Origin of the sequence: Salinicola sp. RZ23, assembly GCF_003206675.1 — a bacterium.
GTDB classification, from domain to species: domain Bacteria; phylum Pseudomonadota; class Gammaproteobacteria; order Pseudomonadales; family Halomonadaceae; genus Salinicola; species Salinicola endophyticus.
In genome coordinates, this window is sequence record NZ_PZJK01000013.1 from 222,878 (window position 1) to 243,385 (window position 20,508).

A 20,508-nucleotide genomic window follows, 5' to 3' on the forward strand; every position below is an offset into this window, starting at 1 on the left:
CACCGCCCTATCCTGCTTGCGGTTCATTGTCATTAAGACTCATCGTGTCTATTAGTGCGAGCAAATATTTATTTCGCTTGCCATCTCCCATTCTTCGATATGAACCCAGTAGACTGCGTTTACTGGCCGTTAAATCCCACGACGTCCTGTTACTTTGGCATACCCGTTCACTACTCCACGCGCGGCCCGGCGCTCGAAGAGTGCGGGCACGCTGAATCCGAGTGAGGAGTGTCTAGTGTTACGGAAACTGCTGAAAGTCTCGACGAGCGCCAAGACTCATACTGGCCCGTCGCATGCCCCCCTGGCCATCAGTCTCGAAGCGCGCATGATGTTCGATGGCGCCGTAGCCGCTACCGTTGCCGATACGGCTGACAACCAGCCCGCCGACACTCCTGATTCGGCAAACACCAGCGACGCCTCGCATGACACGCTGGCCGCAGCGCCGAAGAGTGCCACGTCCGACCAGCGTCAGGATCTGGTGTTCATCGATGGCCAGGTGGCCGACAAGGAACAACTGATCGCCTCGCTGCGCCCCGGAGTCGAGGTGGTGGTACTCGACGGCAGTGGCGATGGCCTGCAACAGATCGCCGAGTACCTGCAAGGCCGGCAGGATATCGATGCCATTCATATTCTCAGCCATGGCGACGATGGCCTGCTGAAACTGGGCACGACTACGCTGGACAGCCAGAACGTCGGCAGCCACTCGGCCGAGCTGGCCGCGATCGGGGCCAGCCTCGGTAGCGACGGTGACATTCTCCTCTATGGCTGCGACATCGGCCGCAGCGACAGCGGTGCCGCCCTGGTGGAACAATTGGCGATACTGACCCAGGCGGACATCGCTGCCTCGTCCGACAGAACCGGCGCTGCCGCGATGGGCGGGGACTGGGAGCTGGAGCGGCAGAGTGGCGAAATTTCCGCTCATGACGTGCTGGATATGGCGCAACTGGCGAACTACGACAATCTGCTGGCGCTGCCCTCGCCCAACCAGTCGTTCAGCGATACCTACTGGAACAACAATACCGGCGGCAACACCGTCGACGGTTTCAACATTACCGAATCGACCGGCGCCACCCGGGCCAGCTCATCCAACTCCATCTATTTTCAAGACAGCTCGGTGAAGGATGTCGATGACAACTACTACTACGAGCTGACCTGGACCGCGGACAATGACGACCTGGGGACATTCGACCTCGACGGCATGGTGATCCAGAGCTTCGGTGGTAACTATCGCCTCGATTTCAGCGCCACCTCTGGCGGTGTCGACGTCTCTGAGTCATTCACCTACAGCTCTGCTCAAGGGCCACTGACCGTCGATCTGGATGCATCCAAATTCAATGACATCTCGTCGTTCACCCTGCGCGTGACCAACCTGAGCGGTGCTACATCGTTGGCCAATATGGACCTGCAGCAGCTGAATCTGACAGATCTGAGGGGAAGCAATAGCCCTCCCACAATTGGCAATCTCAACGGCGACAGCGCGGCCTGGGCCGGAGTCGGCAACAGCGTGCTCCTCGACGCAGGCAGCAACGCCAGCCTGAGCGACAGCGAACTCGGGGCTCTCAACGGCGGCAACGGCAACTGGTCCGGGGCCAGCCTTGTCATCCAGCGTGACGGTACGGCCGTGGGCAGCGACGTGCTGGGCTTCGACACCAGCGGCGCCCTGTTCAGCGTCAGCGGCAACAATCTGCAGTCCGGCGGCCAAACCTTCGCCACCTTCTCCAATACCGGTGGCGTACTGACCGTCAACTTCACCAGCAGCACCACCACAGCGACCACGGCGCTGGTCAACGACGTGGCGCAGCGAATCACCTATCGCAGCGATACGCCGGCCGGTGATGCCAATCTCCGCTATACCCTCGACGATGGTTCCGGGGCTCGCAACTCGGCCAATGTTACGGTGACGAGCGATACCATCTACATCACCAACACTGGTGACACCGCCACCATCGATGCCAGCAATGGTGTGAGCTTCAGCGAGGCCGTGGCTATCGCCGCCGCCGACAACACCGGCAGCCAGACCCTCGTCTTCGACAGCTCGCTGGCGAACCAGACGCTCAACCTCAATACGGTGAACCTTGACGAGAGCCTGACCTTCGACATGGATCAGGCCAGCGGCCTGACGCTCAGCGGTGGCACCATCACCCTGGCAGGAGGAACCACCCAGACCTTCACCCATGGCAGCGGCGATACTGCGACCATCAGCAACCGCATCGCCGGCAGTGGCGCCCTGACCAAGGCGGGCGCCGGCAACCTGATCCTGTCCGGCACTGGCAACACCTTCTCCGGCGGCACCAACATTTCCGCGGGTACCCTGGCCGTCGCCAATGGTGATGCCATTGCCAACGACAGCAGCGTCTCGATCGCCGCGGGCGCCACCCTGGCGCTGAACAGTAACGAGACCATAGGCAACCTTTCCGGTGCGGGTGCGATCGACCTGGGCAGCAGCACCCTGACGACGAACCAGACAGCGGATACCACCTTCTCCGGCAATATCAGCGGCAGCGGCGGCCTGAGCTTCAACCAGACCGGATCAGCCAATCATTCGCTGACCCTCTCCGGCAGCAACAGCTACACCGGCAGCACCACGCTGCTCAATTATGGCTGGCTGAGGCTAGATGGCGACGCATCGATGTCCAGCAGCAGTGCGGTACGGGTCAACGGCAACAGCGTGCTGACCCTGCTCTCGGATCAGACCATCGGCAGCCTGGCGAGCAACAGTGCCAACGCCAGCATCCAGCTCGGCAGCCATAGCCTCACCAGTGGGGGCGACAACAGTTCAACCAGCGTCTCCGGGATCATTTCCGGCAGCGGCTCACTGATCAAGCAGGGCAATGGCGTTCTCACCCTGGCCGGCGACAACAGCTATTCCGGCACCACCACCGTCTCCGCTGGCACCCTGTCGATCGGTGGTGATGCCAACCTCGGCACGGGCGACCTCACCCTGGCTGGCAGCACGCTCGACATCACTGGCACCACGACCGTCGATAATGCCATCGCCTTCACGGGCAACAGCACCATCGATAACAGCAACGCCGTCACCCTCAGCGGTGCCATCAGCGGCGCCTATGACCTGACGAAAACCGGCGCAGGTACCCTGACACTGTCCGGCAGCAATAGCTACGGCGCCACCTATATCAGCGCCGGCAACCTGAGCGTGGACAACGATACCAACCTCGGCTCGGGTGCGATCAATCTAGCCGCCGACACCACGTTGGCGCTCACCGGCGCGACCACCGTCGACAACGCCATCGTCCTCGGCGGCAATGCCACGGTCACTGCCGCGACCAATGCCACCCTGTCAGGCGTGGTCAGTGGTGCCTACACCCTGAACAAGACAGGTGCCGCGACGCTCACGCTGTCTGGCAACAATACCTACGGTGCGACCACCGTCGGCGCCGGTACCCTAAGCGTGGCCAGCGACGCCAACCTCGGCAGCGACACGCTGACCCTGGCTGCCGGCAGCACTCTGGCCACCAGTAACGCCACCACCATCGACAACGCCATTGCCCTGAGCGGCAACGCCACGGTGAACACTGGCGCCGCGACCACCCTGTCCGGGGTGATCAGTGGCAGCAACGACCTGACCAAGACAGGTGCTGCAACCCTGACGCTGAGCGGCAGCAATACCTATAGCGGCAGCACCAGCGTCAGCGCCGGCACCCTGAGCGTCGCCGGTGACGGCAACCTCGGCGCCGGCAGCCTCAACCTGGCCAACGGCACCACCCTGCAGATCACGGGTAACACCACCATCGACAATGCCCTGGCCTTGGCCGGCGTGGCCACCATCAATGCCGGCGCGGCCTCTACCCTGTCCGGCACCATCAGTGGCACGGGAAGCCTGACCAAGGCGGGCTCCAGCAACCTGACCTTGTCGGGTAGCAACACCAACACGGGCACGACCAGCGTGTCTGCCGGCACCTTGGTCGTGGACGGCAGCACCAGCAGCGCTACCATTGTGGCCAATGGCGCCACCCTGGCCGGCGGCGGCATCCTGGGTGGCGACGTCATCGTGCAGAACGGCGGCACCCTCTCCCCGGGCAATAGCGGCGCCGGCACCCTGACCGTGAATGGCAATCTGACCCTGGATGCAGGCAGCACCCTGGCATTGGATATCGATGGCGCCAGTGCTGGCACCGGCTACGACCAGGTCGTGGTCAATGGCACCGTCGACGTTTCCGGCGCGACCCTGACGGTCAACCATGGTTATGCCGCCGGCAATGGCGAGATCTACAAGGTCATCCTCAATGACGCCTCCGATGCCATCACTGGCACCTTCAGTGGCCTCAGCGAGGGCAGCACCTTCAACGCAGCGGGCAATGGCACCCAATTGACCACCAGCTATGCCGGCGACACTGGCAATGACCTGACCTTGACCGCCCCCACCGCCCCGACAATCACCAGTGTTTCGTCCAGCACGGCCAACGGAACCTACAAGATCGGCGACACCATAGTCGTCACCGTCCAGTTCAGCAGCACCGTGAACGTCAACGGCATCCCGACCCTGACCCTGGAAACCGGCACCACTGATCGCGTACTCAACTACCTTTCCGGCTCGGGCAGCGACACCCTGAGCTTCAGCTATACCGTGCAGGCTGGCGACAGCAGCAATGATCTCGACTACGCCTCCACCTCGGCCCTGAGCCTCAACGGCGGCAGCATTCAGGACGGCACCAGCCAGGCCGCACTCCTGACCCTGCCGACACCTGGCACCGCCGGTTCCCTCGGCGCCAACAAGGCCCTGGTGGTGGACGGCGTGCGCCCGGCCGCCAGCGGCATTACCCTCAGCGACACGACGCTGCGGATCGGCGAGACCGCCACCGTCACCGTCACCTTCAACGAGGCCGTGCAGGGTCTGGACATCGTCGACTTCAGCGTGGCCAACGGCAGCCTCAGCGGCCTCAGCTCAAGCGATGGCGGCCTGACCTGGACCGCGACCCTGACGCCGAGCACCAATATCGCCGACGCCAGCAATCTGATCACCCTGAATAACACCGGCTACAGCGATGCGGCAGGCAACGCCGGCAGCGGAACCACCGATTCCAACAACTACGCCATCGACACTCAGCGTCCGAGCGCGACCATCACCTTGAGCGACACGGCATTGGCTGCCGGTGAGACGGCGACCGTGACCGTCACCTTCAGCGAAGCGGTCACCGGCCTGACCACGGCGGACTTCGGCGTGGCCAACGGCGTACTGAGCGATCTCAGCTCCAGCGATGGCGGCCTGACCTGGACCGCAACCCTGACCCCCAGTACCAACGTCACTGATACCAGCAACCTGATCACCCTGGATAACACCGGGGTACAGGATGCCGCTGGCAACACCGGCACGGGCAGCACCGATTCCAACAACTACGCCATCGACACCCAGCGCCCGAGCGCCAGTATCGTGGTCGCCGACAGCGCCCTGCAGGCGGGCCAGAACACCACGGTCACCGTCACCTTCAGCGAGGCGATCACTGGTTTGACCACGGATGACTTCAGCGTGACCAACGGCGCCCTCAGCAACCTCAGCTCGAGCGACGGCGGCATCACCTGGACGGCGACCCTGACACCGAACGCCAACGTCACCGACACGACCAATCTGATCACTCTGGACAACACCGGCTACACCGATGCCATCGGCAATACCGGCACCGGCACCACCGACTCCAATAACTACGCCATCGATAGCCAGCGTCCGACTGCCACCATCGCGGTAGCCGACACCGCCCTGGCCATCGGTGAAAGCAGCGCGGTAACCATCACCTTCAGCGAGGCAATCACCGGCCTGACCACAGCAGACTTCAGCGTGACCAATGGCACCCTCAGCGGCCTCAGCTCAAGCGATGGCGGCCTGACCTGGACCGCGACCCTGACGCCGAGCACCAATATCGCCGACGCCAGCAATCTGATCACCCTGAATAACACCGGCTACAGCGATGCGGCAGGCAACGCCGGCAGCGGAACCACCGATTCCAACAACTACGCCATCGACACTCAGCGCCCGAGCGCGACCATCGCCTTGAGCGACACGGCATTGGCTGCCGGTGAGACGGCGACCGTGACCGTCACCTTCAGCGAAGCGGTCACCGGCCTGACCACGGCCGACTTCGGCGTGGCCAACGGCGTACTGAGCGATCTCAGCTCCAGCGATGGCGGCCTGACCTGGACGGCAACCCTGACCCCCAGTACCAACGTCACTGATACCAGCAACCTGATCACCCTGGATAACACCGGGGTACAGGATGCCGCTGGCAACGCCGGTACCGGCAGCACCGACTCCAACAACTACGCCATCGACAGCCAGCGCCCGACCGCCACCATCGCGCTCGCCGACACGGCACTGAAAGCGGGCCAGAACACCACGGTCACCGTCACCTTCAGCGAGGCGATCAATGGTTTGACCACGAGTGACTTCAGCGTGGCCAACGGCGCGCTCAGCAACCTCAATTCGAGCGATGGCGGGCTGACCTGGACGGCGACCCTGACGCCCAGCACCAACGTCACCGACACGACCAATCTGATCACTCTGGACAACACCGGCTACAGCGATGCCGCCGGCAATACCGGCACCGGCACTACCGACTCCAACACCTACGCCATAGACACCCAGCGGCCGACGGCCACCATCGTGGTGACTGACACCGCCCTGGCCGTAGGTGAAACCACCGCCGTCACCATCACCTTCAACGAAGCGGTGAGCGGGCTGAGTCTGGCCGACTTCAGCGTGACCAACGGTGCCCTGAGCAATCTGAGCACCTCGGACAACATCACCTACACGGCAATTCTGACGCCCAATGGCAACATTGCCGACACCAGCAATGTCATTAACCTGAGCAACACCGGGGTACAGGATGCCGCGGGCAACATGGGCAGCGGCACCACCGATTCCAACAACTACGCCATCGACACGCAGCGCCCGAGCGCAACCATACAGTTGAGCGATACCACGCTGGCTGCCGGTGATACCGCAGCCGTGACCATCACCTTCAGCGAAGCGGTCACCGGCCTGACCACGGCGGACTTCGGCGTGGCCAACGGCGCCCTGAGCGATCTTAGCTCCAGCGATGGCGGCACCACCTGGACCGCGACCCTGACCCCTGACGCCAACGTCACCGCGAGCAGCAACCTGATTACCCTGAACAATCCAGGAGTGCAGGACGCAGCCGGTAATACCGGTATTGGCGGCACCCTATCGGGCAACTATGCCGTCGATACCGTGGTTCCCACCATCGCCAGTGTCGACGTGCCAGCCGGCGTACAGTACAACGCGGGCGATACCCTGACATTCGTGGTCAACGCCAACGAAGCCGTTCTGGTCAATGGCACGCCAAGGCTGGCATTGGATATCGGCGGCAGCACGGTTTTCGCTGACTACGTGGCAGGCTCTGGCACCACGACGCTGATCTTCCAGTACAGCCTGCAACCCGGTCTCGACGATGCGGACGGCATCACCGTGTCCGGCCTGCAGAACAATGATGGCAGCGTGCGCGATGCGGCCGGCAATGCCATGAGCCTGACCCTGAACAATGTCGGAGAGACTGCCGGCGTGCGCATCGATACCACCGTGCCTACCGCGACCATCGTGCTGGATACCACCGCCAGCGCCGACGGCAACGTGAGCTATACGCTGACCTTCAGCGAAGACGTCAGTGGCGTCGACCTGTCGGACTTCACTCTGATCAGCACGGGGAGCGCCCAGGGTAATCTCGGCAGCCTGGAGCGAATCGATGCGCGCACCTACAGCGTCACTATCATCAATGTCAGCGGCAGCGGCAGCCTGGCACTGGCACTCAACGACACCGCTACCGGCATCAACGACACCGCCGGCAATGCGCTGCCGGGTGGCCTGGTCGGCCAGCCCTACACCCAGTCCCAAATTCAGGGTGATCCAGAGTTCCGCATCAACCCATCGACCCCGCTGACGCAGCCCGGCGTCGGCGCGATATCCGAGCCGACACGAGCGTCGGCGCCGCCTTCTCTGTTTACCTCGCCCCTGCGCCCCACCCCGCTATTCGAGGTGCCCAACCTCGGCAGCGGCGTGCCGCCAGTGGGCGATATCTTCATCCGCAATGGCGACCTGGCACCCAGCTATATCGCCCAGGTCTTTGCCAGCAGCGCTGCGAGTCTGGGTATCGGCGCGGCGACTGAAGCGTCCACTATCGGCGGTAGCGAGAACACCTTCGGCAGCAGCAGCTTTTCGGCGCTGTTCGATGGCATCGCCCCGCCTACACAGGGCGACATTCAGCTCCGCCCGGGCCCGGCCACCAACGAGGTAAGCCAGAACGCGCTTCAGGGCGCACCCACCCTGGCTCAGCAGTTGCAGGAGATACAGGAAGACGAGTGGCGCCAGGTCAGCAGTCTGACCCTGGCATTCGAGCAGATGGCCGAGCCGACATCCAAGGTCTAGCAAAAGACCGAACAATAATCGATAGATGCCGTACCAAGGGGAAGTTCGAGGATGAGTCGTCAAAAGCAACTTTTCGCAGTCAGCCTGTTGACTCTGGCCATCAGTGGCTGCGCCGTCACCAGCCAGCCGATCGATCACAGTGTCAGCGAACAGCGCGCTCAGCAGGATCTGCGCACGATGTTCAAGGACCAGGAGCCGCTCAGCGGCCCGCTCACGCTGCATGAAGCCATGGCCCGCGCCGTGAAATACAACCTCGAGGGGCGTTTGAAGGTCATGGAAGAGGCCATGGCCCAGCGTCAGGTCGACCTGGCCACCTTCGACATGCTGCCACGCATGGCGCTGTCAGCCGGTTATGCTGGCCGCAGCAACGTCAGCGCCTCCAGCAGCGAGAGCATTCGAACCGGGACTCAGTCACTCGAGCCTTCGACCTCACTGGATCGCGACCGCCGCGTCGCTGACCTCACCATGGTGTGGAACGTACTCGACTTCGGCGTCGGTTATGTCAATGCCAAGCAGCAGAGCGATCGACGCCTGATCGTGCAGGAGCGCCGGCGCAAGGTGGTCCACACCATCATTCAGGACGTGCGTTCGGCCTATTGGCGGGCAGTGGCAGCCGACCGCCTGCTAGGCCAGATCGACAGTCTGATGGCACGAGTCGATCAAGCGAGTGAGAATAGCCGCCGCCTCAGCGATCAGCGTATCGGCGACATCATCCAGACGCTGAGCTACCAGCGCGCCCTGATCGAAGCCACGCGTCAGCTCGAGGAGCAGCGCCGCGCGCTCTCGCTGGCCAAGACCGAGCTCGCAACGCTGATCAATCTGCCCCTGGGCACCGAGATCGAGCTGGCGCCCGCGGCGGGCTATCAGGTGCCTCAGCTAACGATCGATCTCAGTCAGCTCGAACAGGCGGCCTTGACCCATCGCCCCGAACTGCGCGAGCAGGACTACGAAACCCGCATCAGCGCCGCCGAGACCCGCAAGGCCATGCTGCGCCTGCTGCCCGGCCTCGAGTTTTCCGCCGGCGCCCACTACGACAGCAACTCCTTTCTGGTCAATCAGAGCTGGGCCGATTATGGCGTGAAGGTCACCTGGAACCTGTTCAACGTGCTCTCCGGGCCAGCCGCCATCGACGCGGCCAAGGCCGGCCAGGCAGTCGTGGAAGCGCGCCGCCAGGCCATGTCGATGGCGATCCTGGCGCAATTGCATGTCGCCAATGCCAATTTCCGTGAAGCGCAGCGTCAGTTCGCGACCAGTCAAGAGTTGGTCAGCCTGGATAGCCAGATCGTCGAACAGCTGCGCAATCGCTATCAGGTACAGAGCATCGGCGAACTGGAGCTGATCCAAGGCGAGCTGAATACGCTGCAGGCCGATCTGCGCCGCGACCTGGCCTACGCCGACCTGCGCAGCAGCTATGGTCAGCTCGCCGCCAGCGTCGGCTTCGATCCGCTGCCCGAGAGCCTTGCCTCCAATAGCATCGACGGCATTGCCGAAGCGCTCGCCAGTCGTGAAGCGCAGTGGCAGTCGGGCCAGCTGTAGCCCCCACCGCAGCGTGCGTTGGCCACCAGCGCCGCCCTGGGCGGCGCTTATTCAGGCACTTCTCCATGCCCCCCGACTTGCTCCCGGGCCGATCTTTGCCAGACTGAAAGAGCCCCGCTCGCCTCGCGGCGGGGCCTGATTCAGCCAGGCAAGGAGGCCATATGAGCATGCAATATCGTCCGCTGGGCAACTCGGGGCTGATGGTCTCGAGCCTGACCCTGGGCACGGTGCCGTTCGGCGGTAGCCACGGTTTCGAGAAGGCGGCTAGCGTCGACGTCAAGGGCGCCCGACGCCTGCTGGATATCGCCTTCGATGCGGGTGTCAATCTGGTCGACACCGCCGACCTCTACTCCCATGGCCAAGCCGAAGAGATCACCGCCAAAGCGCTCGGCGACAAGCGTCAGGACATCATCCTCGCCACCAAGGGACGCAGTCCCCTGGGCGACGACCCCAACGCCAGCGGTGCTTCGCGTTACCATCTGATCCGCGCGGTGGAGGCCAGCCTCAAGCGCCTGGGCACCGACCACATCGACCTCTACCAGATCCACAACTGGGACGGCGTCACCCCGGTCGAGGAGACGCTGGAGGCGCTGCACCATCTGGTCACCAGTGGCAAGGTGCGCTACTGGGGCACCTCCAACTACACCGGCTGGCAGATGATGAAGACCCTGGGCAAGGCCGAACTCCACGGCCTGACCAAACCGATCAGCCAGCAGATCTACTACACCCCGGAGTCACGTGAAGCGGAGTACGAGCTGATGCCGCTGGCGCTGGATCAGAACCTCGGCTCGCTGATCTGGGGGCCGCTGGGTGAGGGCTTCTTGACCGGCAAGGTACGCCGCGGCCAGCCGACGCCGCCGGACACCCGCCAGGGTAACGGCTGGCCCGAGCCCTATGTCCACGACATGGAGCGCGCCTACGACATCATCGAGACACTGATCGCCATCGGCGAAGCCCACGACTGCTCGCCGGCGCGGGTGTGCCTGGCATGGCTCAAGGATCGCCCGGGCGTCACCTCACTGATCGTCGGCGCGCGCAGCGAAGCGCATCTACACGACAACCTCGCCGCCGCCGAGCTGACGCTGAGCGAGCCCGAGCGGCGCCAGCTGGAGCAGTTGACGCGCCCGGCCCCGCTCTACCCCTACTGGCACCGGGTGGTGGCCGGCATGGATCGCCTCGACCCGGCCGAGAAGCCGTTTCTGGATGGCTACGCCGAGACCATCAAGCACCGCAGCGACGATCGTGCGGCGGACGTCTGACTGGCCTGATTAGGCACGGCAAGGCGCAGAAGCGGGTCGCACCGCAGGCAAAGACGGGGCGCCTCCCTGGCGGAGGCGCCCCGTCTGTCGTCACGTGGCCGGCCCTGGGGCCGTCGCGGGCGTGATCAGGTGCGCGGCAGGGTCACCCCACGCTGCCCCATGTACTTGCCGCCGCGATCCTTGTACGACGTCGCGCAGACCTCGTCGGATTCGAGGAACAGCATCTGCGCCACCCCCTCGTTGGCGTAGATCCGCGCCGGCAGGTTGGTGGTGTTGGAGAACTCCAGCGTCACGTGGCCTTCCCACTCGGGCTCCAGCGGTGTGACGTTGACGATAATGCCGCAGCGCGCATAGGTCGACTTGCCCAGGCAGATCGTCAGCACGCTGCGCGGAATCCGGAAGTACTCCACGGTGCGCGCCAGGGCGAAGGAGTTGGGCGGGATCACGCAGGCGTCGCCCTTGACGTCGACGAAGCTCTTCTCGTCGAACGCCTTGGGATCGACCACCGCCGAGTGGATATTGGTGAACACCTTGAATTCGTCGGCACAGCGCACGTCATAACCGTAGCTGGAGGTGCCGTAGGAGATCACGCGCTGGTCGTTGGCGTAGCGAACCTGGTCCGCCTCGAAGGGCTCGATCATGCCCTCCTGCTCCGCCATCCGGCGAATCCACTTGTCGGATTTGATGCTCATGCAGGTGTCCTTGGAGCGGCGTCACGGGGAGCCGCGGCTCCCCCGCGCCGGGTCGAGAAATGGGTACGGCTGAATCGGCCCGCCATCATAGCGGCCCGCCCGCGCGAAGGGAACGCCGGGCGCCGGCACAGCGCCGCGCAGCCGTCACCCAATCGACGGACCCGGTACTTGTCAGGCCGTGGCTAATCGCTGAACGAGATGCTCGGCCCGGTGCCCCCGCTCTCGGCGACACCGCTGGCCACCGCGCGGGCGATACGCCGGAAGGTCTGCGCCACCTCGCCATCGGGTTCGGCGATCACACTGGGCTGGCCGCCGTCGGCCTGCTCGCGGATCGACAGCGTCAGCGGCAGCTGGCCCAGCAGTTGGGTCGCGTACTGCTCGGCGATGCGCTCACCGCCGCCGCTGCCGAAGATCGGCTCGCTGTGACCGCACTGGGAGCAGACGTGAAGACTCATGTTCTCGACCACACCCAGCACCGGCACATTCACCTTGCGGAACATCTCGATCCCCTTGCGAGCATCGAGCAGTGCGATGTCCTGGGGCGTGGTGACGATCACCGCGCCGTCCACCGAGACCTTCTGCGCCAGCGTCAGCTGGATGTCGCCAGTGCCCGGCGGCATGTCGATGAACAGAAAATCGAGGTCATCCCACAGCGTCTGGTTGAGCAGCTGCTGGAAAGCGCCGGAGACCATCGGCCCGCGCCAGACCATGGGCTGATTGATATCCACCATGAACGCCATCGACATCGCCTGGATACCGTGTGCGACGACCGGCTTCATGTTTTTCTCGTCGACCACCTCGGGGCGGGTATTCTCCGGCAAGCCCAGCATGCGCGCCTGGCTCGGCCCGTAGATGTCCGCATCCAGCAGCCCTACCCGATAGCCTTCGGCGGCCATGGCCAGGGCCAGATTGGCGGTCACGGTGGATTTGCCGACGCCGCCCTTGCCCGACGCCACGGCCACGATGTGCTTGATGCCCTCGGTCACGCTCCCTCCTTGACTCACTGTCGACGGCCACGGTCACTCGGACCGCGCTTTGGCGGCAGTATAACGGCCACCCATGGGGATACCCTAGGGCTGAGGTCGGAAATTCCGGCCCACTGGCAAGTGCCGGCATCCGTGACGACGGCGGCGCTCAGCCGCGCGCTTCGAGCACGGCGAGCTTGGTGCGGATGAAGTCGCTGTGACTCACGTAGAGCAGATCGGCCAGGCGCCGGATGCGATGCTCCTCGAGGGCGGCGAGTTCATTGTCGGCGTAGGCCAGCCGCCACATGGCAGCGACCAGCTCGACCCGCTGGGCATAGCTGAAACGCTCGTTGAGCAGCGAGACATACTGGAAATGGTCGACCGCATGCTCGACCTGCTCCTCGGCCTCCGCGATCAGCGCATCGGCCTGTTCACCGCTCAGCGAGAACTGGCGTATCAACATCTCGCGCAGGGTCGCGAGCTCCTGCGGATCGACCTCGTAGTCGGCGCGCAGTACCTCGCTGAGCAGCGCCGCCACCGCCAGCTGCGGGGTGACCGCATCGTGATGATCGTGCGCGGGCGCGAGCACTCGCTGAAAGAACTGCTGAACCGTATCGAGCATGAGCGTGTCCTGATGCAAAGACGATGAATGACGGGCCAGGTCGAGCGCCGATGACAAAGGGATAATGACGCCCGACGCCACTACCGTTTTGACAACGCAGGCGCCGAAGGTTCGCCGCCGCGCTCCGCCCGAGTCTCTAGCAGCCAGGCCCAGAAAAGGCAGCCCCAGACGCGACAGTATCTCGCACGACGGACCCAGAAACGACGAGGCCCGCGGCAACAGTGCCGCGGGCCCCATAATCACGCGTCGAACGCCTCAGGCGCCGTGCGCGGCCAGGAACTCCTCGGTCAGCTTCAGCTCGCTGTTGGAGTTGACGCCGATACCCCGGGTGGTGACATTGCGCGCGATCTGCTGCGCCTCGCCCAGCGAGTGCATCTCGGCGGTGCCGCACTGGTAGATATTGAGCTCGGGGATCGATGCCTGATCCTCGAGTGCCAGCACGTCACGCATCGAGGCTTCCCAGGCCTCACCCACGGCCGCTTCGTCGACCTGCCCGATCAGGCTCATGTAGAAGCCGGTCCGGCAGCCCATCGGCGAGATATCGATGATCTCGACGCCGTCACCGTTGAGGTGCTGGCGCATGAAGCCGGCGAACAGATGCTCCAGCGTATGGATACCACGCTCGGAGAGGATCTCCTCGTTGGGGATGCAGAAACGCAGGTCGTAGACCGTGATGTCATCGCCGTGGGGCGTGCGCATCTGCTTGGCCACGCGCACCGCCGGAGCGTTCATCTTGGTATGGTCGACCATGAAACTATCGAGTAATGGCATCTTTGCCTCCTTGTCCGCTAATCGGAAGTGTCTCTACTGTAGCACGCCAGCCGTACGAGTCAGAAAGCCGCGGCCCCATCACCGCAGCCGCCTTCGGCGAGGAGCGGCACTCAGCCATCCAGCTCGGAATAGTGGCGGAAGATCCCCGACGGGTTGAACGCCTGACGCCGCTCGGACATCAGGTAGCTGGCCAGCCGCGTGCGCGATCCCACCCGGTCGACCAGGGCCACCAGTGCCGGCAGCTCCGGCTCCAGCCGCCCCATGGCCCGCGGGAACGCGTAGCGCAATCCGGTCATCACCTGGAACAGCGACAGGTCGACGTAGCTATGCGTACCGCCAACCAGATAGGCCTCGCTACCGGCGTTCACCGCCAACACCCGCTCGAAGTAGTCGAGGAACTTGGGCAGGCGCTCCTGGACGAACAGCTTACCGCGGCGCTGCGCCTCGTCGCGCTGATCCTCGTAGTAGAGCGACGTCCCGATCGGATGGTGGGTGTCGTGAATCTCGGCCACGAAATCGCTGAGCGTGAGCTGCAGGCCATGGGCGCGCCGCTGCAGCACCGCATCGTCGGCGATCAGCCCCAGACGCGGCCCGAGAAACAGCAGAATGTTGGCGACCTGCGAGATCATCTCCTCGCCTATCTTGAGTACCGGCGGTGCGAAGTGCGGCTGGCCTGACGCGCCGGCATGCAGACACTCGCTGACCGCACCGGCGCCGCCACCCTGTGCCGCCGGCAGCAGTCCGATATCGACATACTCGACCCCGGCATCCTCGAAGGCCAGACGCACGAATTCACCGCGCCCCTGGATACCCGGCCAGTAATAGAGTTCGTAACGCATGGGGTTCGCACCTGAGATCGAGAGAAGAGATCGGAAACGGGCCTCGAGAATGAAGCCCATGGAGTTTCAGCGTAGCAGCTCACGCCCGCAGACGCGGCCGCCACGCCACGCCGCCCACGCCATCAGAACCCAGCGGCATTCCGCTGGCCCCCTCCCCGGCGTCGTCGAAGACACCCTCAAGCACACAGGCCCGACTGCTCAACGGCAGGCCACCGCCTGACGCAGGGTGCTCTTGACCCACAGACGCTGGCCATCCGGCGTCTTGCCCTGATCGTTCCACTGCTGGGTGGTCTGAACGCAGAACGAGCCCAGATTCTCGATCGCGGGCGCCGCCGCCTCTGGGCGCTCGCCGCCGATCCGCAGCACATCGGTATTGTTGGACTGATAGTTGGGCGCAAAGGTATTGGACGCGCACCCGCCAACGGCCAGGGCCGTGACAGCGGCGAACAGGATGTGGCGCAATGCCATGGTGATGATTCCTCGGAAAGCGCGCGGCGCGGGCCACGACGCATCACCGGCACGGTTGCCGGCAGCGCGTACTTAGCACCGCCCCTTGGCCCTGTCAACGGTCACCCAACGCCCCCAGGGTTTGGCGAGGCCCGCCCCGGGACTGCGTCTCAGAACAGCCCCAGCTGCTGATCGATCAGACAAGTGAAGTCATCATCGACAAAGGGCAGGATGGCGTCGGCCACCGGCTGGAGCTGACGGCTCACATAGTGCTGATAGTCGATCGGCGAGCGCCGCGCTTCCAGCGGCTCGGGCCCGTTGACGGTGATCACATAGCGGATCCAGCCGCCGTTCTGGTACTGCAACGGGCGCTGCAGCTGGCGGTTGAACTCGTCGGCCAGCCGTGCGGCGCGCACATGCGGCGGTACGTTGCGCTGATAGTCACCGAGCCGACGCCGCAGCCGCTTGCGATAGACCAGATCGTCGTCGTGCTCACCAGCCAGGGTCTCGCGCACCAGCCGCCGGACATAGTCGCGATAGCCCTCGCCGACGAAGATCCGCCGGTAGAGTTCGCGCTGGAACTGCTGTGCCAGCGGCGACCAGTCGGCGCGCACCGACTCCAGCCCCTTGAACACCAGACGCTCGCCGCCGTCGGCATGCGCCACCAGGCCGGCATAGCGCTTCTTGCTGCCCTCTTCGGCGCCGCGAATGGTGGGCATCAGAAAGCGCCGGTAGTGGGTCTCGTACTGCAGCTCCAGAGCGCTGTCGAGGGCGAAGCGCTCACGCAGGTGATCGCGCCACCAGGCGTTGACCCGGGCGACCAGCCGCTGGCCGATCGTCGCTGCGGCCTCCTCCGCGTGCGCCTCGCCCAGCCAGACGAAGGTGGAGTCGGTATCGCCGTAGATGACCGTGTAGCCCTCGGCCTCGATCAGCTCCCGGGTACGGTGCATGATCGCGTGACCGCGCATGGTGATCGAAGAGGCCAGTCGCGGATCGAAGAAGCGGCAGCCGCGTGAGCCGAGCACGCCGTAGAAGGCATTCATGATGATCTTGAGCGCCTGGGCGAGCGGCGCGTTGCCTTCGCGCTTGGCCGCCTCGCGCCCCTCCCACACCTGCGCCACGATCGCCGGCAGCGCATGCCGGGTGCGCGAGAAGTGCGCGCCCAGAAAACCGGGCACGGCCTGCGCAGGATCGGGATCGGCAAGCCCCTCGATCAGCCCCACCGGATCGATCAGGAAGGAGCGGATGATCGACGGATAGAGACTCTTGAAGTCGAGCACCAGCACCGAGTCGTAGAGCCCCGGGCGCGAATCCATGACATAGCCACCGGGGCTGTCCTCGCCCGCGCGGCTGCCCAGATTGGGCGCCACGAACCCCAGCCGATGCATGCGCGGCAGGTAGAGGTGCGAAAATGCCGCCACCGAACCGCCGCTGCGATCCGCCGCCAGCCCGGTCACGCTGGCCCGCTCGAGCAGGAAGTCGACGATCCGGGTGTGCGCGAAGATCCGCGTGACCAGCTCGCAATCCTTGAGGTTGTAACGTGCCAGCGCCGGCTTGTCCTCGGCGAACATGCGATTGATGTCGGCCATGCGCTGATAGGGATTGTCGATCGCCTTGCCCTCACCCAGCAGGGTCTGGGCGACGTTCTCCAGGCTGAACGAGGGAAAGCTCCAGGTCGCCTGGCGCAGCGCCTCGATGCCATCGATGGCGAGACGTCCGGGAATGGTCACGAAGTAGTGGTTGGGCTGGTGGCCATGGGCGCGCCACTCGAGCGGCGCCCCGCCGCGGCCCAGGGTCAGAGGCACGTCGAGCCGCTCGGCGTGGCGCTGCAACTGACGCAGGTCGAACTGGATCACGTTCCAGCCGATGATCGCGTCGGGGTCGAAACGCGCGACCCAGGCGTTGAGCGCATGCAGCAGATCGGCCCGCGAGTCGCAGTAGATCAACTCGAAGTCGCGCTCGCGGTCGGCTGCACCGCCCGCCCCCGCCGGCGGCCCGAGCATATAGACGATGCGCTGGCCGCAGCCGTGCAGGCCGATCGAGTAGAGCTCGCCGCGCTCACTGGTCTCGATGTCCAGCGAACAGAGCGAAAGCGCTGGACGATAGTCCGGCGCCGGGCGCAGCTGTGCCTGCTGCAGCGAACCGTCCGGGTTGGGCACGCCGCTGACCATCACTGGCGCCGTGATGAAGCGCTCCATCAAGTAGCGCTCCGGCGGGCGCACGTCGGCCTCGAACAGCTCGATGCCCGCCTCTCCCAGACGCCGTTCGAGCTGCATCAGTTGTCGATGCGAGTGGCAGTAGAGCCCCAGCAGCGGCCGCCCCGCGAAGTCGCGCAGATCGAGCTCGCGCAGCGTCACCTCCGGCTCGCCGCGCAGCAGCCGCTCGACCTCGGCCCGCACCTCGCGCGCCACGAAGGCCACCGACACCTGCGGCGGCAGCTCGACCCGGCATGGGCCGGCGTCCGTCGCCAGCCATAGCCAGACCCGCGTGCCCGCCGGCGCGTCCTGCCAGTGGCGGGTCAATACGAAACCCTTGTGTGTCACACCCGTCGCAACCCCCACCGCACCATCGACCGCTAGCATACCGGTAATCCCACTCAGCGCGAAAAAGCGCCGCCGCACCCCGTAGCGTGACCGTCCCCAAAGCGGATACCTGCCAGATCGAGCCGTTTCGCGAAAGTGTAACCACACGGTTACATTGCCGCGTTTTAATCCAGCTCACCCAGGCATTCGCCGCTGGCAGCGCCCGCAAGCCAGCGTGATCGACCGTCGACAAGGCCACCGTGACCATGGACTCAATGCATTTCGAAGTCTCCGCCCGTCAATCCGGCATCGCCTCGGCGCCGCTATCACCACAGGTGTCCTGTACCGGCGAGCGCCTCTTGAGTGTGACCGGCCTGGAGGCCGCCTACGGTGATCGTCGCGTCCTGAAAGGCCTCGACTTCTCCCTCCACGCCGGCGAGATGGTCGCCATCATCGGCCGCTCAGGCGCCGGCAAGTCGACACTTTTACATGTGATGAACGGCTCCGTACCCGCCAGCGGAGGGGAAATCCGCTATCACGCCGAGGGCGGCGGCGAACGCGACATTCTGGGTGCCAACGCCCGCCAGTGGCGTGACTGGCGCAGCGAGTGCGGCATGATCTTCCAGGACTTCTGCCTCGTGCCACGCCTGGACGTGATGACCAATGTCCTGCTCGGGCGCCTGCATCACACCTCATCGCTCAAATCCTTCTTCAAGATCTTCAGCACCAGCGATCGTGCCCGTGCCGTCGCACTGCTGGAGTGGCTGGGCATGCTGCCGAAAGCGCTGCAGCGCGCCGAGAATTTGTCTGGCGGGCAGATGCAACGCGTCGCCATCTGCCGCGCGCTGATGCAACAGCCGCGTCTGCTGCTGGCCGACGAGCCGGTGGCCTCACTCGACCCCAGGAACACGCAACGGATCATGGAGGCCCTGCGCCAGATCAGTCACGAGGGCATCGGTGTCATGGTCAATCTGCACTCGATCGAGCTGGTCAAGCAGTACTGCACCCGAGCCATTGGGCTGTCTCAGGGTGAAATTCTGTTCGACGGAAAACCTGATCACATCGACGAGCCGCTGCTACAGCAGCTCTACGGTGACGAACGCGACGGCGACGACAGAGACAAGCTGCATTAGTTGCCGTTCGACGCTCTCGTGGCGATGACGTAGCCCTCGTCATCTCACAGGCGGCACCACACGAGAGCAATGTCAGCCGGCGCTGCTTCGGCGGACCCTCCCGTCAGCCCAAGGCAGTTTTCTTCAACCTACTTGCTTGTCAGCGGCAGGCTTTGCCAGTGCATGTATGTGTCGATGAATCAGTTTGCCAATGAAACCGTTTTTCGATGCATCAAAGCATCAACAACGAACCCGTTGATGGCGCCTCTTGTTCACGCTCTCTGATGCAGAGAGCGCGACTCAGCGCCCTGTGTCATCCGCCGTTTTTCCATCCATCATGTGTTATTCAGGTGATCGAACCATGAAAAAGACGTTGAAAGCCGCCACGCTGTTGCTGGGTACACTGCTCGCTTTCCAAGCTAGTGCAGAGAGCGCACCGAAAGTGCTTAACCTGGGTATTCTCGGCGGCCAATCCGCCACCCAGCAGATCGGTAACAACCAGTGCGTCAAGACCTTCCTCGACGACAAGCTGGGCGTCGATACGAAGTTGCGCAACGCCTCCGACTATGAAGGCGTCATCCAGGGCCTGCTCAGCGACAAGATCGATCTGGTGATCAACATGTCGCCCTCTTCCTACGCCTCGGTCTATATCGAGAACCCCAAGGCCGTCGATCTGGTGGGCATCACTGCCAACGACAGCGACGATGCCAAGGGTTACTACTCGGTGGTCCTGGTGAAATCCGATAGCCCCTACCAGACACTCGAGGATCTCAAGGGCAAGACCTTCGGCTTCGCCGATCCCAACTCGACCTCCGGCTTTCTGATTCCCAACCACACCTTCCAGAAGAAGTTCGGCGGTTCGATGGACAACGATTACGATGGCTTCTTTTCCAACGTGACCTTCTCCGGCGGTCATGAACAGGACATCCTGGGCGTGCTCAACGACCAGTTTGCCGGCGCCGTCACCTGGAGTTCGATGGTCGGTGATCGGGAAGAGGGCTATTCGGCAGGCGCCTTTCGCCGACTCGTTCAGCTCGACCATCCTGATCTGATGGACAAGGTGCGCATCATCTGGCAATCGAAGCTGATCCCCAACGGCCCGATACTGGTACGCCACGATCTGCCGGATGACTTCAAGAAGCGTCTGGTCGCCGCCCTCCACGAGCTCGACAAGAACGATCACGACTGCTTCGTCAAGGCCGCCGGTGGCAAGCTTCACATCGTCCCGGCCTCGGTGTCCGACTATCAGGACATCATCGACATGAAGCGTGAGCTGCTCGATCACCGCTGAAGGCGCCCCCCTGGCCCCTCGCTGACGGCCCTCGGGCATCGCCGCTAGAGGCGCCGACAG

The 20,508-nt window shown here is 64.1% G+C and carries 12 protein-coding genes; 5 read left to right on the top strand and 7 right to left on the bottom strand.

Annotated features, from left to right (window positions below; all coding sequences use genetic code 11):
* Positions 1–325: 325 nt before the first annotated feature.
* The 3 genes from DOM67_RS13535 to DOM67_RS13545 all read left to right on the top strand — a co-directional run bounded on the left by DOM67_RS13535 (position 326) and on the right by DOM67_RS13545 (position 11,187).
* Positions 326–8,392: an Ig-like domain-containing protein gene (locus DOM67_RS13535; RefSeq protein ID WP_110676948.1), complete on the top strand. Its 8,067-nt coding sequence runs from the start codon at positions 326–328 to the stop codon at positions 8,390–8,392.
* A 51-nt stretch (positions 8,393–8,443) separates the two neighbouring features.
* The gene (locus tag DOM67_RS13540) at positions 8,444–9,928 is read left to right on the top strand and encodes a TolC family protein (RefSeq protein WP_110676783.1); all 1,485 of its coding nucleotides are present in this window, start codon (positions 8,444–8,446) and stop codon (positions 9,926–9,928) included.
* 161 nt (positions 9,929–10,089) lie between these two features.
* A complete protein-coding gene (locus DOM67_RS13545) occupies positions 10,090–11,187 on the top strand; it encodes an aldo/keto reductase (RefSeq protein ID WP_232825259.1) in 1,098 nt (365 codons plus the stop codon).
* Positions 11,188–11,312: 125 nt separating this feature from the next.
* Here the strand turns inward: DOM67_RS13545 and dcd are convergent, their stop codons facing one another.
* From dcd to DOM67_RS13580, 7 genes are all read right to left on the bottom strand, one after another.
* Positions 11,313–11,879, bottom strand: a complete 567-nt coding sequence (gene dcd, locus DOM67_RS13550; protein WP_106420371.1) for a dCTP deaminase — start codon at positions 11,877–11,879, stop codon at positions 11,313–11,315.
* Between the two features lie 182 nt (positions 11,880–12,061).
* Positions 12,062–12,865 (bottom strand): iron-sulfur cluster carrier protein ApbC, encoded by an 804-nt coding sequence (apbC, locus tag DOM67_RS13555; protein ID WP_110676785.1) that lies wholly within the window; start codon positions 12,863–12,865, stop codon positions 12,062–12,064.
* Positions 12,866–13,013: 148 nt separating this feature from the next.
* Positions 13,014–13,466 carry a TerB family tellurite resistance protein gene (locus DOM67_RS13560; RefSeq protein WP_110676787.1) on the bottom strand — a complete coding sequence of 151 codons (453 nt, stop codon included), beginning with the start codon at positions 13,464–13,466 and terminating at the stop codon, positions 13,014–13,016.
* Between the two features lie 255 nt (positions 13,467–13,721).
* Entirely contained in the window at positions 13,722–14,237 is a 516-nt protein-coding gene (luxS, locus tag DOM67_RS13565; RefSeq protein ID WP_110676789.1) for an S-ribosylhomocysteine lyase, read from the bottom strand.
* A gap of 110 nt (positions 14,238–14,347) precedes the next feature.
* On the bottom strand, positions 14,348–15,076 hold the full coding sequence (locus DOM67_RS13570; RefSeq protein WP_110676952.1) for a glutathione S-transferase: 729 nt from the start codon (positions 15,074–15,076) through the stop codon (positions 14,348–14,350).
* 198 nt (positions 15,077–15,274) lie between these two features.
* Entirely contained in the window at positions 15,275–15,544 is a 270-nt protein-coding gene (locus tag DOM67_RS13575) for a hypothetical protein (RefSeq protein ID WP_110676791.1), read from the bottom strand.
* A 149-nt stretch (positions 15,545–15,693) separates the two neighbouring features.
* A complete protein-coding gene (locus tag DOM67_RS13580) occupies positions 15,694–18,105 on the bottom strand; it encodes a DNA polymerase II (protein ID WP_110676792.1) in 2,412 nt (803 codons plus the stop codon).
* 206 nt (positions 18,106–18,311) lie between these two features.
* On the opposite strand from DOM67_RS13580, the gene phnC reads away from it, so the two are divergent.
* Positions 18,312–19,178 carry a phosphonate ABC transporter ATP-binding protein gene (gene phnC / locus DOM67_RS13585; RefSeq protein ID WP_198651812.1) on the top strand — a complete coding sequence of 289 codons (867 nt, stop codon included), beginning with the start codon at positions 18,312–18,314 and terminating at the stop codon, positions 19,176–19,178.
* Positions 19,179–19,518: 340 nt separating this feature from the next.
* Entirely contained in the window at positions 19,519–20,448 is a 930-nt protein-coding gene (gene phnD, locus DOM67_RS13590) for a phosphonate ABC transporter substrate-binding protein (protein ID WP_110676796.1), read from the top strand.
* The last annotated feature ends 60 nt before the right edge of the window (positions 20,449–20,508 follow it).